General features: G+C 38.7%; 13 protein-coding genes and 1 tRNA gene. 7 read left to right on the forward strand and 7 right to left on the reverse strand.

Features of this window, described 5'->3' with window-relative positions; genetic code table 11:
• The first annotated feature begins 69 nt into the window (after window positions 1-69).
• The 7 genes from ACPT9C_RS02985 (at window position 70) to ACPT9C_RS03015 (ending at window position 4,175) form a co-directional block, all read left to right on the forward strand.
• On the forward strand, window positions 70-399 hold the full coding sequence (locus ACPT9C_RS02985; protein WP_005629464.1) for a YbaB/EbfC family nucleoid-associated protein: 330 nt from the start codon (window positions 70-72) through the stop codon (window positions 397-399).
• 132 nt (window positions 400-531) lie between these two features.
• A complete protein-coding gene (gene recR, locus ACPT9C_RS02990; RefSeq protein ID WP_005641249.1) occupies window positions 532-1,134 on the forward strand; it encodes a recombination mediator RecR in 603 nt (200 codons plus the stop codon).
• A 15-nt stretch (window positions 1,135-1,149) separates the two neighbouring features.
• The gene (locus ACPT9C_RS02995) at window positions 1,150-3,105 is read left to right on the forward strand and encodes a DNA topoisomerase III (protein WP_050948873.1); all 1,956 of its coding nucleotides are present in this window, start codon (window positions 1,150-1,152) and stop codon (window positions 3,103-3,105) included.
• 108 nt (window positions 3,106-3,213) lie between these two features.
• Window positions 3,214-3,555 carry a preprotein translocase subunit SecG gene (secG, locus tag ACPT9C_RS03000; RefSeq protein WP_005691381.1) on the forward strand — a complete coding sequence of 114 codons (342 nt, stop codon included), beginning with the start codon at window positions 3,214-3,216 and terminating at the stop codon, window positions 3,553-3,555.
• A 24-nt stretch (window positions 3,556-3,579) separates the two neighbouring features.
• A tRNA-Leu gene (locus ACPT9C_RS03005) sits at window positions 3,580-3,665 on the forward strand.
• 153 nt (window positions 3,666-3,818) lie between these two features.
• Window positions 3,819-3,926 carry an integrase arm-type DNA-binding domain-containing protein gene (locus ACPT9C_RS03010; protein WP_374955603.1) on the forward strand — a complete coding sequence of 36 codons (108 nt, stop codon included), beginning with the start codon at window positions 3,819-3,821 and terminating at the stop codon, window positions 3,924-3,926.
• Window positions 3,927-3,983: 57 nt separating this feature from the next.
• Window positions 3,984-4,175, forward strand: a complete 192-nt coding sequence (locus tag ACPT9C_RS03015; protein ID WP_230304891.1) for a phage integrase central domain-containing protein — start codon at window positions 3,984-3,986, stop codon at window positions 4,173-4,175.
• A gap of 214 nt (window positions 4,176-4,389) precedes the next feature.
• Here the strand turns inward: ACPT9C_RS03015 and ACPT9C_RS03020 are convergent, their stop codons facing one another.
• The 7 genes from ACPT9C_RS03020 to uvrA all read right to left on the reverse strand — a co-directional run bounded on the left by ACPT9C_RS03020 (window position 4,390) and on the right by uvrA (window position 15,927).
• A complete protein-coding gene (locus ACPT9C_RS03020; RefSeq protein ID WP_006996233.1) occupies window positions 4,390-4,611 on the reverse strand; it encodes a sulfurtransferase TusA family protein in 222 nt (73 codons plus the stop codon).
• Window positions 4,608-5,126: a hemerythrin domain-containing protein gene (locus ACPT9C_RS03025; RefSeq protein WP_050948874.1), complete on the reverse strand. Its 519-nt coding sequence runs from the start codon at window positions 5,124-5,126 to the stop codon at window positions 4,608-4,610. Before ACPT9C_RS03025 ends, ACPT9C_RS03020 begins: the two co-directional genes overlap by 4 nt.
• Before the next feature lie 64 nt (window positions 5,127-5,190).
• Window positions 5,191-6,339, reverse strand: coding sequence for a tRNA guanosine(34) transglycosylase Tgt (gene tgt / locus ACPT9C_RS03030; RefSeq protein WP_118879881.1), 1,149 nt, complete (start codon window positions 6,337-6,339; stop codon window positions 5,191-5,193).
• 344 nt (window positions 6,340-6,683) lie between these two features.
• The gene (gene queA / locus ACPT9C_RS03035; protein WP_050948876.1) at window positions 6,684-7,775 is read right to left on the reverse strand and encodes a tRNA preQ1(34) S-adenosylmethionine ribosyltransferase-isomerase QueA; all 1,092 of its coding nucleotides are present in this window, start codon (window positions 7,773-7,775) and stop codon (window positions 6,684-6,686) included.
• Between the two features lie 124 nt (window positions 7,776-7,899).
• Complete coding sequence (locus tag ACPT9C_RS03040) at window positions 7,900-8,346, reverse strand: hypothetical protein (protein WP_050948877.1); 447 nt, start codon at window positions 8,344-8,346, stop codon at window positions 7,900-7,902.
• Window positions 8,347-8,439: 93 nt separating this feature from the next.
• The gene (hap, locus tag ACPT9C_RS03045; protein ID WP_050948878.1) at window positions 8,440-12,777 is read right to left on the reverse strand and encodes an adhesion and penetration autotransporter Hap; all 4,338 of its coding nucleotides are present in this window, start codon (window positions 12,775-12,777) and stop codon (window positions 8,440-8,442) included.
• A gap of 318 nt (window positions 12,778-13,095) precedes the next feature.
• Window positions 13,096-15,927: an excinuclease ABC subunit UvrA gene (uvrA, locus tag ACPT9C_RS03050; protein WP_118879880.1), complete on the reverse strand. Its 2,832-nt coding sequence runs from the start codon at window positions 15,925-15,927 to the stop codon at window positions 13,096-13,098.
• Window positions 15,928-15,987: the final 60 nt, after the last annotated feature.

Consider the following 15,987-nt stretch of genomic DNA (forward strand, 5'->3'; position numbering starts at 1 on the left):
CCACAGTTCCCAAAAGCCTATTTTTTCGCTAGAATGCACGCAATTTTTGACTTAATAAAGGATAACATTATGTTTGGAAAAGGCGGTTTAGGCGGCTTAATGAAACAAGCCCAACAAATGCAAGAAAAAATGCAAAAAATGCAGGAAGAAATCGCGCAACTAGAAGTAACGGGTGAATCTGGTGCAGGTTTAGTGAAAATCACAATTAATGGTGCACATAACTGCCGTCGCATTGACATTGATCCGTCTTTAATGGAAGACGATAAGGAAATGTTAGAAGATTTAATCGCAGCTGCTTTTAATGATGCGGTACGTCGTGCAGAAGAATTACAAAAAGAAAAAATGGCATCGGTTACCGCTGGAATGCCATTACCTCCAGGAATGAAGTTTCCGTTTTAATCGAACACTTGTCTTCCCCTGCTTGCGGGGGAAGGTGTCGCAAAGCGACGGAAGGGGGTTCCCCCTAAGCCTTCGGTAGCTTCCTCCGTAAATAGAGGGAGCGGAAAGTAGCCTTATATTTCATCTCAAATTATGCAAAGCAGTCCACTTTTAGAACACCTTATTGAAAACTTACGTTGTCTTCCAGGCGTAGGGCCTAAATCTGCGCAACGTATGGCTTATCATCTTTTACAACGTAATCGTAGCGGTGGAATGAATTTAGCTCAAGCACTCACAGAAGCCATGTCTAAAATTGGTCATTGCTCACAATGTCGAGACTTTACGGAAGAAGACACTTGCAACATTTGCAATAATCCACGCCGTCAAAATTCAGGTTTGCTTTGTGTCGTTGAAATGCCAGCAGATATTCAAGCGATTGAGCAAACGGGGCAATTTTCAGGACGTTATTTTGTTTTAATGGGACACTTATCACCACTTGATGGTATTGGACCTCGTGAAATTGGCTTAGATTTACTGCAAAAACGCTTAGTAGAAGAATCTTTCCACGAAGTGATTCTTGCAACAAATCCAACGGTGGAAGGCGATGCGACGGCAAATTATATCGCTGAAATGTGCCGCCAACACAATATCAAAGTGAGTCGTATCGCTCACGGTATCCCTGTGGGTGGGGAACTAGAAACTGTAGACGGCACAACGCTTACCCACTCATTTCTAGGTCGTCGTCAAATCGACTAATCTTCTCATACCATTATGCGTTTATTTATCGCCGAAAAACCAAGCTTAGCTCGCGCTATTGCAGATGTGCTACCCAAACCCCATCAACGTGGAGATGGTTTTATTAAATGTGGCGATAATGATGTGGTAACTTGGTGTGTGGGGCATTTGCTTGAGCAAGCAGAACCCGATGCCTATGACCCTAAATTCAAACAATGGCGTTTAGAACATCTCCCTATTATTCCTGAAAAATGGCAACTTTTACCGCGAAAAGAAGTAAAAAAACAGCTTTCTGTGGTGGAAAAACTGATCCATCAAGCGGATACACTTGTTAATGCAGGAGACCCTGATAGAGAAGGGCAATTGCTGGTAGATGAAGTGTTTAGCTATGCTAATTTAGCTACCGAAAAACGCGATAAAATTTTACGCTGCTTGATTAGCGACCTAAATCCAAGTGCGGTAGAAAAAGCAGTAAAAAAATTACAACCCAACCGTAACTTTATTCCTCTTGCCACCTCTGCACTCGCACGAGCCCGCGCAGATTGGCTTTATGGCATTAATATGACCAGAGCCTATACCATTCGTGGCAGACAAACTGGCTATGATGGCGTGCTTTCTGTTGGCCGAGTGCAAACCCCAGTGCTAGGTTTAATTGTACGTCGAGATTTGGAAATTGAACATTTCCAGCCCAAAGATTTCTTTGAAGTACAGGCTTGGGTTAATCCAGAGACTAAAGAAGAAAAAACTCAGGAGAAATCAACCGCACTTTTTAGTGCCTTATGGCAACCTAGCAAAGCTTGTGAAGATTACCAAGATGATGACGGCAGGGTGCTCTCTAAAGGCTTGGCAGAAAACGTTGTAAAACGTATTACAAATCAACCTGCGGAAGTAACCGAATACAAAGACGTTCGTGAAAAAGAAACCGCCCCTTTGCCTTATTCCCTTTCTGCATTACAAATTGATGCGGCAAAACGATTCGGTATGTCCGCTCAGGCCGTATTAGATACGTGCCAACGCCTGTATGAAACTCATCGTTTGATTACTTATCCGCGTTCTGATTGTCGCTATTTACCCGAAGAACATTTTGCCGAACGACACAATGTACTAAATGCAATTTCAACCCATTGTGAAACTTATCAACGCTTACCAACTGTTATTTCAACTGAACAGAGAAATCGTTGTTGGAATGATAAAAAAGTAGAGGCTCATCACGCAATCATTCCGACTGCCAAAAATCGTCCAGTAAATCTAACACAAGAAGAACGTAATATTTACAGTCTTATCGCTCGCCAATATTTAATGCAATTTTGTCCTGACGCAGAATATCGTAAAAGCAAAATCACATTAAACATTGCTGGCGGTACTTTTATCGCTCAAGCGCGAAATTTACAAACCGCTGGGTGGAAAGAATTATTAGGCAAAGAAGACGACACAGAAAATCAAGAACCCTTATTACCAATAGTAAAGAAAGGACAAATTTTGTATTGTGAACACGGAGAGGTAATTAGTAAAAAAACTCAACCGCCAAAGCCTTTCACAGATGCAACCTTGCTTTCAGCAATGACGGGTATTGCACGATTTGTACAGGATAAAGAACTCAAAAAAATTCTGCGAGAAACGGATGGATTGGGCACAGAGGCTACTCGCGCAGGCATCATTGAGTTACTTTTTAAACGCGGTTTTTTAACGAAAAAAGGGCGAAATATTCATAGTACAGAAACAGGAAGAATTTTAATTCAGGCATTACCAGATATTGCCACCCAACCAGATATGACGGCTCATTGGGAATCGCAACTCACAGACATTAGTCAAAAACAAGCCACTTATCAGCAATTTATGTATAACCTAAATAAAATGCTACCTGATTTAGTCCGTTTTGTAGATCTTAATGCATTAAGACAATTAAGTCGCATTAAAATGATTAAATCTGATAGAGCAAAACCTAAAAGTGCGGTAAAAAAATCGAGTAAATCAAACGGTGAAACTGATTAAAGTTAAACCAATTAATATTTTTTTTATGCAAAGCACTTGCGAGAAAATTGAATTTTCTATAACATTCACGACCAGTTTTCTTGCAAAATTGCAAATTAGAGAGAAAAAATGTATCAAGTTCTTTTATTTATTTATGTTGTTGTCGCGATTGCCTTGATCGGGTTTATTCTCGTTCAACAAGGTAAAGGAGCGAACGCTGGTGCATCTTTTGGTGGTGGCGCATCAGGTACAATGTTTGGCTCTGCTGGTGCAGGTAACTTTTTAACACGTACTAGTGCGATTTTAGCAACCGCATTTTTTGTTATTGCCCTTGTTTTAGGTAACATGAATTCACATAAAGGCAATATTCAAAAAGGTGCTTTTGACGATTTATCACAAGCTGCAGAGCAAGTTCAGCAACAACAAGCAGCTCCAGCGAAAGACAATAAAAATAGCGACATCCCACAATAAAATAGGATTAGCATAAAAATTAACGCTCTGGTGGTGGAATTGGTAGACACGCTATCTTGAGGGGGTAGTGACCACAGGTCGTGCGAGTTCAAGTCTCGCCCAGAGCACCATTTGACTAAACAAAGCCCCGCAAAACTAATCGCGGGGTTTTGTTTTATCCAGGTTTCACAAGGGTTTATAGCACTTTCACCCCTCATATCTAATCGTCTTTAATTGTCTTTAATCGCTGTTTTTAGTAACACTATTAGTAACACCAACTTATTATGTTACTATATCCATTATTAGATGCTCGCGCTAAACGTGAAGAATATCGTGCGTCACTTACGAAAGGTATCGATCCACAAGAAGAAAAAATACGCATTCAACAATAATATGAAAACTGCTTAAAATATACTTTTCATTCTGTTGCAGAAAGTTATTTTTATGGCATTTATAAAGAAAAGGCTAAAAATTCAGAAACACGAGAAAAGAATTGGGAACGATTGAAAAATCATATCTTCCCTTATATTGGTGATAAGCATCTATCAGAAATAAAAGTAAAAGAGTTAGTTAGCATTTGTGAAAAAATAGCAGATAGAAGTAACACGCTCAAAAAATACACCAGATTATCGGTGCAATAATGGATCGTGCGATAACACAAGGTATCATAGAAAGTCATAATTGCAGATTGGTCTTGAAAAACTATTAATTTGCTGCTCTTTCTTAACGACATTACGATTAAAAGAGACAGTAAGTGCGTAATAGTCAGAAATTGGTTTTAAAATGCTTGAATTTACTGACTTCGATTACATCTATAAGCAAATAGTTTTTGAGTTATTATCTAGTACATTAATTTTATTTTTTCAAGATAACAATAAATTCTTTTTCCGAAGTGTAATATTGCTCGACCAAAGCAACAGAATTTTCTTCTGCAAAAATAGAAAAATTTTCTACCGCACTTTCAAGGTTTAAAATCAACATTAGCTCATCATTTTTATCTAAATTTTTTAAGGCTTTTTTGGCACTTAAAAGAGGAATTGGGCATCGAAGTGCGGTTAAATTGAGCTGATATTTCATTCTGGAACTTGACGACGAATGCTCATATTTTTACCCATTTCAGACAACACATCATCAGCTAAAAATTCTCGCCCCATTTCAAATAAAGGTTCTTCTAACGTAATATGACGCTCATAACCTTGAATAAAGCGTTCAATTAAATGCTCATCAATATTTTGACGTTGTTCAGAAATAAGCTCTTCTAACTGCGCAGATAACGCATTCCAATTTTTATGCAAATTTTTGTGCTGTTGTTCCAATTCATCAATGGTGCTTTGTGCTTGCGGAGCCACTTTGACTAATTGAGGGAAAAAATCTAATTCTTCATCATCGTGATGTAAAGGCGCGGCACGATTAAAATAGCTTAAAATCTGCTCAACATCATTTAATACAGCCTGAGTATAGCCGTGTTTTTCTAGATAATCAGGCAAAATGCTTAACTGACGACAAAAACGTTTTACCTTGCTATGGCAGGCATAAAGCATTTCAATAGGTTCATTCCATGTAGCGAATTGTTGGGGTTCAAGAATTTGCATAAGATTTCCTTTGTTAAAAAGTGCGGTCAAAAAACGTTTCATTTTTCTACCGCACTTTCATCAATTATGATTTATCTGCTAATTGTAATGGCGGAACAGGTTTGCCCATACGAGCATAAAATTCTACTACAAAATCATCAAAACGATCATCTTCTATTGCTTGACGAATTTCTGCCATTAAACGTTGATAATAGCGTAAATTGTGAATGGTATTTAAGCGTGCACCTAAAATTTCACCACACTTATCTAAATGATATAAATAAGCTTTGGTGTAGTTTTTGCAGGTGTAGCAATCACATTCAGGATCTAACAGACTGGTATCATCACGATATTTTGCATTACGGATTTTAACAATACCATTAGTCACGAATAAATGACCGTTACGGGCGTTACGGGTTGGCATTACGCAGTCAAACATATCAATACCACGGCGAACACCTTCCACTAAATCTTCTGGCTTACCCACGCCCATTAAATAACGTGGTTTATCCGCAGGAATTTGTGGGCAAATATATTCTAAAATGCGGTGCATATCTTCTTTTGGTTCGCCGACAGCTAAACCGCCCACCGCATAACCGTCAAAGCCAATATTCACTAAGCCTTCTAGTGATATTTTGCGTAATTCTTCAAATACGCCGCCTTGAATAATACCGAATAGCGCATTTTTATTGCCTAATTCATCAAAGCGATCACGGCTACGTTTTGCCCAACGAAGTGACATTTCCATAGATTTTTTCGCATAATCGAAAGTCGCTGGATAAGGCGTACATTCATCGAAAATCATCACGATGTCAGAACCCAAATCATATTGAATTTCCATGGATTTTTCAGGCGAAAGGAAGATCCGCTCGCCGTTAATTGGGTTTTGGAATTTCACGCCTTCTTCAGTAATTTTACGTAATTTACCTAAACTGAATACTTGGAAACCGCCACTGTCAGTCAAAATCGGGCGAGGCCATTGCATAAAGTTGTGCAAATCGCCGTGTTTACGCATAATTTCTTGCCCTGGACGTAACCATAAATGGAAAGTGTTACCCAAAAGAATTTCTGCACCTGTCGCACGCACTTCTTCTGGCGTCATGCCTTTCACGGTGCCATAAGTACCTACTGGCATAAATGCAGGGGTTTCTACGCTGAACGTGCCTTGTGGACGCTCAAATACTAAACGACCACGACGGGCATTGCCGCTTGTTTTATCTAATTCATACTTCATTTTTGCTCCAACGAATAAACAGTTCGAAGATTTTTGTGAATAAAAAAGCCTGTTCAAAGTTACAGGCTTTATGCTATCATATTTTTAATGCTCTTTGAGCAGAGGCGGATCTGCTAAGATAGTCCGCCAGTTGCCGCTGTCGGGCTATTTCGTAGATCCTGAGTGTGTTAATCATACTAAGGATAAAAATATGACTAAATTTATGATTAAGTTGGTCATCATTATTCTACTTTGCCTGTTATTGAAAAGTAGCACTGGCCATTAGTAGTTGATGCCGACAAGGGATGGTAACCGCCATCTGTTGTTCTTTATTGTAAGTGCTGACTAATTACAAGTCAAACAACTTATTCTAATCCTTTTACATTTGGATTTTTAGTGATGAACATCGCATCGCCATAACTGAAAAAACGATAGTGATTCTCGACCGCACTTTTATAAGCATTCATTGTATTTTTATAACCAGCAAAAGCTGAAACTAACATAATCAATGTGCTTTCAGGTAAGTGGAAATTAGTAATTAAGCAATCCACCACTCGGAATTTTTTCCCTGGATAAATAAAAATAGAGGTATCAGAAAAATAAGGCTCAATTAAATCTGGATTGCCAAATTCTTCTGCAGAAAGCGCCGCACTTTCAATAGAACGAACAGAAGTGGTTCCCACTGCAATTACACGTTTGCCCGCTTTTTTTGTTGCAATAATCGCATTGCAAACTTCTTGGGAAACTTCCACGTACTCCGCGTGCATTACGTGATCTTCAATATTTTCCACACGAACAGGCTGGAATGTTCCCGCGCCGACATGCAATGTAACAAATTCAAAATTCACACCTTTTGCTTTGAGTTTTTCAAGTAAATTTTCATCAAAATGTAAGCCCGCTGTTGGTGCCGCTACAGCACCTGGGACTTTACTATAAACGGTTTGATAACATTCTTGATCGGCTTCTTCATCTGGACGATCAATATAAGGTGGCAATGGCATATGTCCAATGGCTTGTAATATATCTAAAAGAGCGGTTGATTTATCACTTAATTCCACTTCAAACAATGCACCATGACGCGCTTTCATTACCGCTTTAATGCCATTATTTTCGCCTAATTTATCTTCCCCTAAAAATAATTCAGTCCCTTCTTTAGGGGATTTCGATGAACGAATATGCGCTAAGAAACGATGTTCATCTAACATTCTCTCAACTAAAACTTCAATTTTGCCACCACTGGCTTTACGCCCAAACATTCTTGCAGGAATAACGTGCGTATTATTAAAAATCAACAAATCGCCTTCATCAATTAAATCTAATACATCAGAAAAAGTGCGGTGAGAAATTTCCCCGTTTTCGCCATTTAACTGTAATAAACGACAAGAAACACGATCAATTTTAGGATAACGAGCAATTAATTCATCGGGTAAATCAAAATTAAAGTCTGAAACACGCATAATAAAATTTAGGTTAAATAAAATAGGCGATAAGTCTAGTTTGAATTGAAAATGATCTCAAGAAAAAATCTTTTCTACAGGAAAGATAAAATAACCAGCAATTATGCTGGTCATTTGGGATTAATTATGAATTTGCTTTTTTAGTTGCTTTTACGTTTACATCACAATTTTTGACGATGATATTATCGCTAGATTTACCTTTTTGAATTAAATTTACAGGCACAACAGAATCAAATTTATCTAACGTTAAGCCACTATCTACATTCCAAACATAATCCCCAGAAACGAAACTTGTAAAGTCATTTTGTGATTTATCACGAGTAAAATCTTTCGCAATAATGCCATCGCCCACACTTACCATTGCAGCAACTGGTTCTTGGTTTTCAAATTGATACACCGCAGTCACAGTTTGTTTATTGCAAGAATATACAGCTGTTTTATCAGTGATTGTTGGAATTGTTTGCATTTCAGCCATTTGTGCAGATGATTTTGTCATTTCAGGTGCATCCTTTGCACAAGCAGATAATACGACGGCAGCAGCAAATGCTGGTAAAAGTTTAGTTAAATTCATTATTAAATCCTCTTAATTAATCCCCTATAGGGTGCTACTTAGATACTTTTAATTAAATAAAGTTCCATTATTAGAATAAAATTATGTTGATTTTTACCAACGATATCCTAATTTCACGCCCATATTTCGCTGTTTACCGAGTTGCGAACCTTGAGATTTAGAAATAAAAGCAGAAAGTTGGAAATGTAAAATTTCCGCTTTTAATCCCACTTCTTTTTGCCAATAACGTCCAAATGGTTGTTGCAACACCGTGAGATTTACCGTGGTTTGTACGTTGGCGTTTGAAACATCAACATAATTGACGAAGAAATAAGGCTTAACGCTGATATTATCCGTCGGGGTAAACGTATAATCGACCCGTACTCCAGCATTATAGCGATTAAATGCAAGGCTCGGTGTTTGCACTTTCACTTCCTCAGATTGATAATTTTCACGTTCAATAAAATAGCGATTAACTCCAAAATAAGGCTGAATACCCAATTGCCCTAAATGGAACGAATAACTTGCATTCACGCCATAATTTATCGCTTTTCGATGAATTTTTCGGCTTTGTTCTTCAGCCATTTTACTCGCACTGATTCCCGTTCCCACGTTTACACCAAATTGTAAATCGCCCCATTGATATTGGGCAAAACCCGACATCATCGTTAATGTCGCGTGATTTTTAACCTGTTCATCAAAGGTATTATCTGAACGGCTATGCGAGAAAACTGCCCCAATTCGTCCATTAGCTAAGGCTTTTTGCACCCCAATTTGACGTAAGTTCGTTTTCTGCTGATAAGCACGGAACGCATCAGAATCATAGCGTCTTTTATCCTGTGCGATATTTGTCCACACGGCAGATTGTGCTTGATCTACAAAAAGACGATCTAATTCATCTTGAACGGAAAGCATACTATTTACTGTCGCAGACAACTCCGATAACGCACTATTTGAATAACGGCTGATCAAGTCTTTTTGTTTGCGTTGTCTTTCCGCTTCTTCTTGAGCTAGACGTTCTTTTTCTGCTTGCTCAGCCACTGCTAAGGCTTTTTCTAGTTGTTGTGTTAAATTCAACTTAGCTAATTTTGCATTAGCAAAATCAATCTGAGCGGTTTCTTTTTCCACCAATGCAGTTGCCAAGGCTAAATTTGCGTTATCTAACGCTTTCGCTGTTTGTAAATTTGGTGTGGTTTGATAATCAGCTTTGGCAGTTTGTGCTTTTTCTTGAGAGGTTTTAACTTGCTCGTTCTTTTGGTTAAGTGCAGTTACTTTCTGATTTTGCACCGCTTGTGCCATTTGCTGTTGGGCATTAATCACCTCAAGCCCGGCTTGTAATACGTTTAACTGGCTTTGATCAGGCGGAGGCAGGGTATCAGAAAACGCCGCTCTTCTTGACCGCACTTTTGCTTTAGAGCTTTGTGTTGTTGGCACCAGCTCAGCTTGTTTTGCTTCTAATGTTCGTTCTGCTTGCTCTGATCTTACTAAGTCATTGCGCAATTCCTGCTCTTTTATTGGGTTATGCAAGCGGAATTCGCCATTATTCTTCACTAATTTATAACGTAATGCACCTGCATCAACGTGGTCATTTTCTAAAGTAAATTTGAGCTTATCTGATAACGGTTTATTATCTTTGCTTTCAACCAAAGTTAATTGCTCAAGGGTCACGGGTTCTGTGCCTGTGTTGCGAACAGATAATGTGTAATCGCCCTCAGCGTCATAGGATAATTTTAATTTATCGCTTTTATAGCCAAATAAAGATGAAGTAAATTGGAATGTGCCTTGCCCGCTCAATTTACCATTTACTGTCAATGTGTTGAAACGATGTTCTGCCGATTTTGGTGTCATTTCCGTCTCTAATGAACGGCGGCGACGGCGTGGTGCATTATTTGAGCTAGCTGAATAAGCTGAATTTAACGTAACAGTACTATTATTTAGCGTTAAATTATGCAATGTGGTATCACTAGGCATTGTCCAAGTCGCATTTTCCAACATCACTGTTGTGCCTTTGTCGCCCTGAATTTGGTGCGAAAAATGGCTGTTTTTTAAAGAAAATTGAGCTGAATCCGTTAAATGCACATTACCCATTAAAGTAGCATTATCCACCGTTGCATTTGCATTATCAAAAAGTTGAATATTGCCTGTTTGGGTGGCATTGTTGCTTAATGTAAATTGGCTGTGATTTGTTAAAGTGACATTGCCATTAAGTTTTGCTAAACCTTTAACATTCGCCGTTGCATTATCAGTTAAATTAATAGAGCCATTAATTTGTGTTGTCGGTATGGAATTAATAACTTTTGTGTCGGTTAAATTCTCTGTTTTACAAGTCGTTAATCCTGTCCAATCCGAACGTGTACAAATGGTATTTTTCTGATTTGGCACAACACCAAATGTGGCATTTGCATTATTGCTGACTGTCCAATTTCCCTCAATTGAAGAAACATTGCGAGAAACCACCGCACTTCCGCCTTGAATATAAAAGTTTTCAGCTTTAAATGTACGGTTGATCCAATCGTGATCCCACACAATTTCGCCTTGTGGTATATTTTCCATTTTTGACCAACGTTCGTTCAAATGATTGTAGGCGTGCGGTGTCGGTCTACCGCTGAAAAATAGTTTGCCTTTTGTTTGGGTAATATCGCCGTTTAAGTTTGTACCGCCTGAAAGTAGTAAAGTACTATCTTCTGCAGTGGGTTGATAAATAAGGTTTAATCGCCCATTGTGTTTATTTTCATCTGTTTCGCCAAACCAACCGTTAAATGCAATATCTCGCTTATTAGTTAATTGTTTTAAATCATCATTTATGGTGTCATAACCTGTAATAGTAATATTAGCGGCTTGAGTTGTATTATGGTTCACAATCATCGCCCCCTCGTCCGTATTTTGGATACGTTTAAAGGTTAATGAATGTCCGTTAAGATCTAAGCGACCACCACGAAAGCCGAAATAAAATTTATCGGTATCAAATTGCTTGTCATCGTTTAATTGGACAGTCCCTCTACCGCTAACCAATCCGATTTCACTAAAGGCTTGTTTTTTGCCTTGCTCGTCTGCCTGCTGATCCAAAATGACTGTACCATCGCCTACACTGATGGAACCTTTATTTTCGCCTTTCCCCTGAACGTGTAATGTTCCTTTACCGATTTTAGAAAGGCGATCATTTTCTACGCCATTGACTTTCCAAATTACGGTACTTTCATCACTGATCGATATACCCGCCCCTTTCCACGTTTCATTATGGGTAGGCGAAACTATAAAATCTCCCTCAAAATACAAACCGCCTGCACCTTGATCAATATCGCTTGTTAAAGTAATTGTTCCATTTCCTTTATCAATAAAAGCAATATTTTTACCATTACTTAGTGCTGGAGAATAATAATTATTCCCATCATATGTATAAATTGGCTCTTTTTTACGATTGGGCAAATTATAATTCGCTATCTGTACTCTATACTTTTTATTATCTTGTGCTGTAACAGAAGCAGAACCATCTTTATTATCAGTAAAAGTATAATGGCGATCCTTAGGTGTTCTAGGATTAAATATGGTATGAATATCCTTAGCATAAACTTCATCGTAAAACCATTCTTCACGCACTAACTGAAATCCATTACCTCTTCCCACAAAAGGATTTCCGCTTTGTAATACACCATTTATAAGCCATTTTTCTTTTTTTGCATCATAAATAAACATTGGCGAACCACTATCGCCTTTAGAACCACCCGTTGGTAATGGGCCATAATGATTAGGGCTAACTACATTACCACTAAAATTGACTGTACCATTACCATTTCCACTCTGAGTATGAGTATTTCCTGCAGTAAGATAATGATATGCACCTGAGACATAATATGAACTATCTAAATTCTTTTCTTCATCTTTATCTGTACGCCAATACTGACGTCCTGAGCCTATACGCACACGCTCAGGATAATCCTCTTTATTAGCATATACCTTTCCATCCACAAGCGGTGTCATACCTATCGGTTCAATTTCAGTTACAAATTTATGTAAACGAGGCATATGGTAATCCCCATCATAATGATTACGTCCCTGATCAGGCTTATAATTGTTACGCTTAGCTATTTGATAAGTAAAACGATGTTGATCGGGATTTACTCCTTCCGCACCAAAATCAGCATCAGTGTACCCTCCATTGTGAGCAACACTTACAATATATTGCTCTCCCACTAATGTTGCATAGCCACCTCGCGACACCACAGAAAAATCAATCATCGGGGCTTTTGTCATTGATGTGCCAACTAATTGCCCTTGTTTGTTATAAACCTCAATATTTTTAGCCCCAACTGTGAACTTCCCTTTATTCTCGGCAAAATCACGATAATATTGGTAGTCAATCCCAAAATAAGTGTGACCTGCCCACGCTTGTGATACTATCCCTAATGAAATGCAAGCGGTTAAAAAATTCAGACGAAATACAGTTTTTTTCATAATGTTTATTTAATTAAGTAATTTTTCGTATTAAAAAATACGTGGTTAAACGACTATTGAACAATAAAAGTGCGGTGATTTTCTAAGGGATTTCAGCTAAAAAAACGAACTAAAAGGCACAAAAGAAAATAAATGAGTAAAACTATATAGTAATTAAGCCAAAATTTCTAGGTTTTTGCTTAATACTTAGTGGGTAATCTAATCTTGCGATGTGGTAATATTGTATATAATTTACATAGGCAACTAAAGTTAAAACAATATCACTAATAAAATAACCGCACTTTATGTGAGTTTTCTCTGAAAGTGCGGTCATTTTTTCTAAGGTTTTTCTAAAATCGGTTTAAGGAAGCGAGCGGTGTGGGAGCTTTTTACTTTAGCAACTTGCTCTGGTGTACCCGTCGCAATAATTTGTCCGCCGCCACTGCCTCCCTCTGGGCCAAGATCGACAATCCAGTCTGCGGTTTTAATCACATCAAGATTGTGTTCAATGACGACGATAGTATTTCCTTGGTCGCGTAATCGATGCAGTACTTCAAGTAATTGCTTAATGTCAGCGAAATGCAAACCAGTCGTCGGTTCATCTAGAATATACAAAGTTTTACCCGTATCACGTTTAGAAAGCTCGGTCGCTAGCTTAACGCGTTGTGCTTCGCCGCCTGAAAGTGTTGTGGAAGATTGACCTAATCGAATATAGGATAATCCCACATCCATCAAGGTTTGTAATTTTCTTGCAATCATTGGAATCGCATCAAAAAACTCGCAAGCTTCTTCCACTGTCATATCTAAAACTTGATGAATTGTTTTGCCTTTATAACGAATTTCTAAGGTTTCGCGATTATAGCGTTTGCCTTTACATTGGTCGCAAGGAACATAAACATCGGGTAAAAAGTGCATTTCAACTTTGAGTACACCATCGCCCTGACAGGCTTCACAGCGTCCACCTCGTACGTTAAAGCTAAAACGCCCAGGATTATAACCACGCGCACGGGCTTCTGGCACGCCAGCAAAAAGCTCACGAATCGGGGTAAATAAGCCTGTATAAGTGGCTGGATTTGAACGTGGCGTGCGTCCAATCGGGCTTTGGTTAATATCAATAACTTTATCGAAATGTTCTAACCCCTCAATGGATTGATAAGGTGCGTAATCTGTCTTTTCCGCTCGATTTAACGCATTTTGCGCAAGGGGAAATAAGGTGTCATTAATAAGCGTGGATTTTCCCGAACCTGACACACCAGTCACGCAAGTAAACAAACCAACGGGAATCTCTAAATTCACATTTTTTAAGTTATTCCCCGATGCCCCTTTAAGTTTTAGCCATTTTTTCTTATCAAGTGCGGTGCGTTTTTTCGGAATTTCGATTTTATCTGCGCCCGATAAAAATTTTCCTGTAATGGAATTTGGATTGAGCATAATTTCATCGGCATTTCCTTGCGCAATAACTTGACCGCCGTGTACGCCAGCACCAGGCCCAATATCAATAATATGGTCAGCCGCACGAATTGCATCTTCATCGTGTTCCACAACAATTACCGTATTACCAAGATTACGCAGATGAATTAATGTGTTAAGTAAGCGTTCATTATCACGTTGGTGCAAACCAATAGAGGGTTCATCTAATACATACATCACACCAACAAGTCCCGCACCGATTTGACTCGCAAGGCGAATACGTTGCGCCTCCCCACCTGAAAGGGTTTCCGCAGAACGAGAAAGAGAAAGATAATTCAAACCAACATTGACTAAAAACTGCAAACGCTCGCGGATTTCTTTAAGAATTTTTTCCGCAATTTGGGCTTTTTGACCTGTTAAAGAAAGTGCGGTAAAAAATTCAAGGGTTTCGCCAATGCTTTTTTCCGCAATTATCGGCAAATTGGTTTTTCCAATATACACATTACGCGCTTCGGGTCGCAAACGAGAACCGCCACAATCTATACAAGGTCGATTGCTAATATTTTTTGCCAATTCTTCACGCACCGACATTGATTCCGTTTCTTTATATCGGCGAGCCATATTATTCAAAATCCCTTCAAAAGGGTGCTTGCGAATAACCACATCGCCACGATCATTCATATATTGGAATTCAATTTCCTCTTTGCCTGAACCCTGCATAATGATATGTTGAATTTTCTTTGGCAAAGATTCATAAGGGGCTTCAACATCAAAATCATAATGTTTCGCTAATGATGTAAGCATTTGATAATAATAGAAATTACGACGATCCCAACCTTTCACTGCACCGCCTGCAAGGGAAATCGTTGGATTTTGCACCACACGATCTTCATCAAAATATTGCTGCACACCCAAGCCATCACAAGTTGGGCAAGCACCTGCAGGATTGTTAAAGGAAAACAAACGAGGCTCTAATTCTGGCACAGAATAACCACAATGCGGACAAGCAAAATTTGCCGAAAAAACTAATTCTTCCGCTTTCGGATTATCCATTTCTGCCACAATTGCAGTGCCACCAGAAAGCTCTAATGCGGTTTCAAAAGATTCGGCTAAACGTGTTGCCAAATCTGACCGCACTTTAAAGCGATCCACCACCACTTCAATTGTATGTTTTTTCTGTAAAGCTAATTTTGGCGGATCAGATAAATCGCAAATTTCGCCATCAATACGCGCACGAATATAACCTTGCGCAGCAATATTTTCTAAAATCTTGAGATGTTCGCCTTTGCGATTTTTGACCACTGGCGCAAGTAACATCATTTTGCTGTCTTCTGGCAAACTTAATACTTTATCCACCATTTGACTAATCGTTTGTGCCGTTAAGGGAACATTATGATCGGGACAACGAGGTTCTCCCACTCGAGCAAACAATAAACGTAAATAATCGTAAATTTCCGTAATGGTTCCCACTGTAGAACGTGGATTGTGTGAGGTTGATTTTTGTTCAATGGAAATTGCAGGGGAAAGCCCCTCAATAGAATCCACATCAGGCTTTTCCATTAAAGATAAAAACTGACGGGCATAAGCGGAAAGGGATTCAACATAACGGCGTTGCCCTTCCGCATAAAGCGTATCAAAGGCTAAAGAAGATTTCCCCGAACCTGAAAGCCCTGTGATCACCACAAGTTTATTGCGTGGAATGGTTAAATTAATATTTTTCAGATTATGGGTTCTAGCCCCGCGAATATCAATATTTTCCATAAAATAACTCAAAAGTATGAAATAAGTGTAAATTTTGCGATCATTATCGCATATTTTAAT

Source organism: Haemophilus sp. HN_Hi16 (assembly GCF_049823435.1).
GTDB classification, from domain to species: Bacteria; Pseudomonadota; Gammaproteobacteria; order Enterobacterales; family Pasteurellaceae; genus Haemophilus; species Haemophilus influenzae_D.

Bases quoted from the DNA above. Each gene is read 5' to 3' on its own strand.
- ACPT9C_RS02985 (WP_005629464.1), top strand. From the start codon at position 70: ATGTTTGGAAAAGGCGGTTTAGGCGGCTTAATGAAACAAGCCCAACAA.
- recR (WP_005641249.1), top strand. From the start codon at position 532: ATGCAAAGCAGTCCACTTTTAGAACACCTTATTGAAAACTTACGTTGT.
- ACPT9C_RS02995 (WP_050948873.1), top strand. From the start codon at position 1,150: ATGCGTTTATTTATCGCCGAAAAACCAAGCTTAGCTCGCGCTATTGCA.
- secG (WP_005691381.1), top strand. From the start codon at position 3,214: ATGTATCAAGTTCTTTTATTTATTTATGTTGTTGTCGCGATTGCCTTG.
- ACPT9C_RS03010 (WP_374955603.1), top strand. From the start codon at position 3,819: ATGTTACTATATCCATTATTAGATGCTCGCGCTAAACGTGAAGAATAT.
- ACPT9C_RS03020 (WP_006996233.1), bottom strand. From the start codon at position 4,611: ATGAAATATCAGCTCAATTTAACCGCACTTCGATGCCCAATTCCTCTT.
- ACPT9C_RS03025 (WP_050948874.1), bottom strand. From the start codon at position 5,126: ATGCAAATTCTTGAACCCCAACAATTCGCTACATGGAATGAACCTATT.
- tgt (WP_118879881.1), bottom strand. From the start codon at position 6,339: ATGAAGTATGAATTAGATAAAACAAGCGGCAATGCCCGTCGTGGTCGT.
- queA (WP_050948876.1), bottom strand. From the start codon at position 7,775: ATGCGTGTTTCAGACTTTAATTTTGATTTACCCGATGAATTAATTGCT.
- ACPT9C_RS03040 (WP_050948877.1), bottom strand. From the start codon at position 8,346: ATGAATTTAACTAAACTTTTACCAGCATTTGCTGCTGCCGTCGTATTA.
- hap (WP_050948878.1), bottom strand. From the start codon at position 12,777: ATGAAAAAAACTGTATTTCGTCTGAATTTTTTAACCGCTTGCATTTCA.
- uvrA (WP_118879880.1), bottom strand. From the start codon at position 15,927: ATGGAAAATATTGATATTCGCGGGGCTAGAACCCATAATCTGAAAAAT.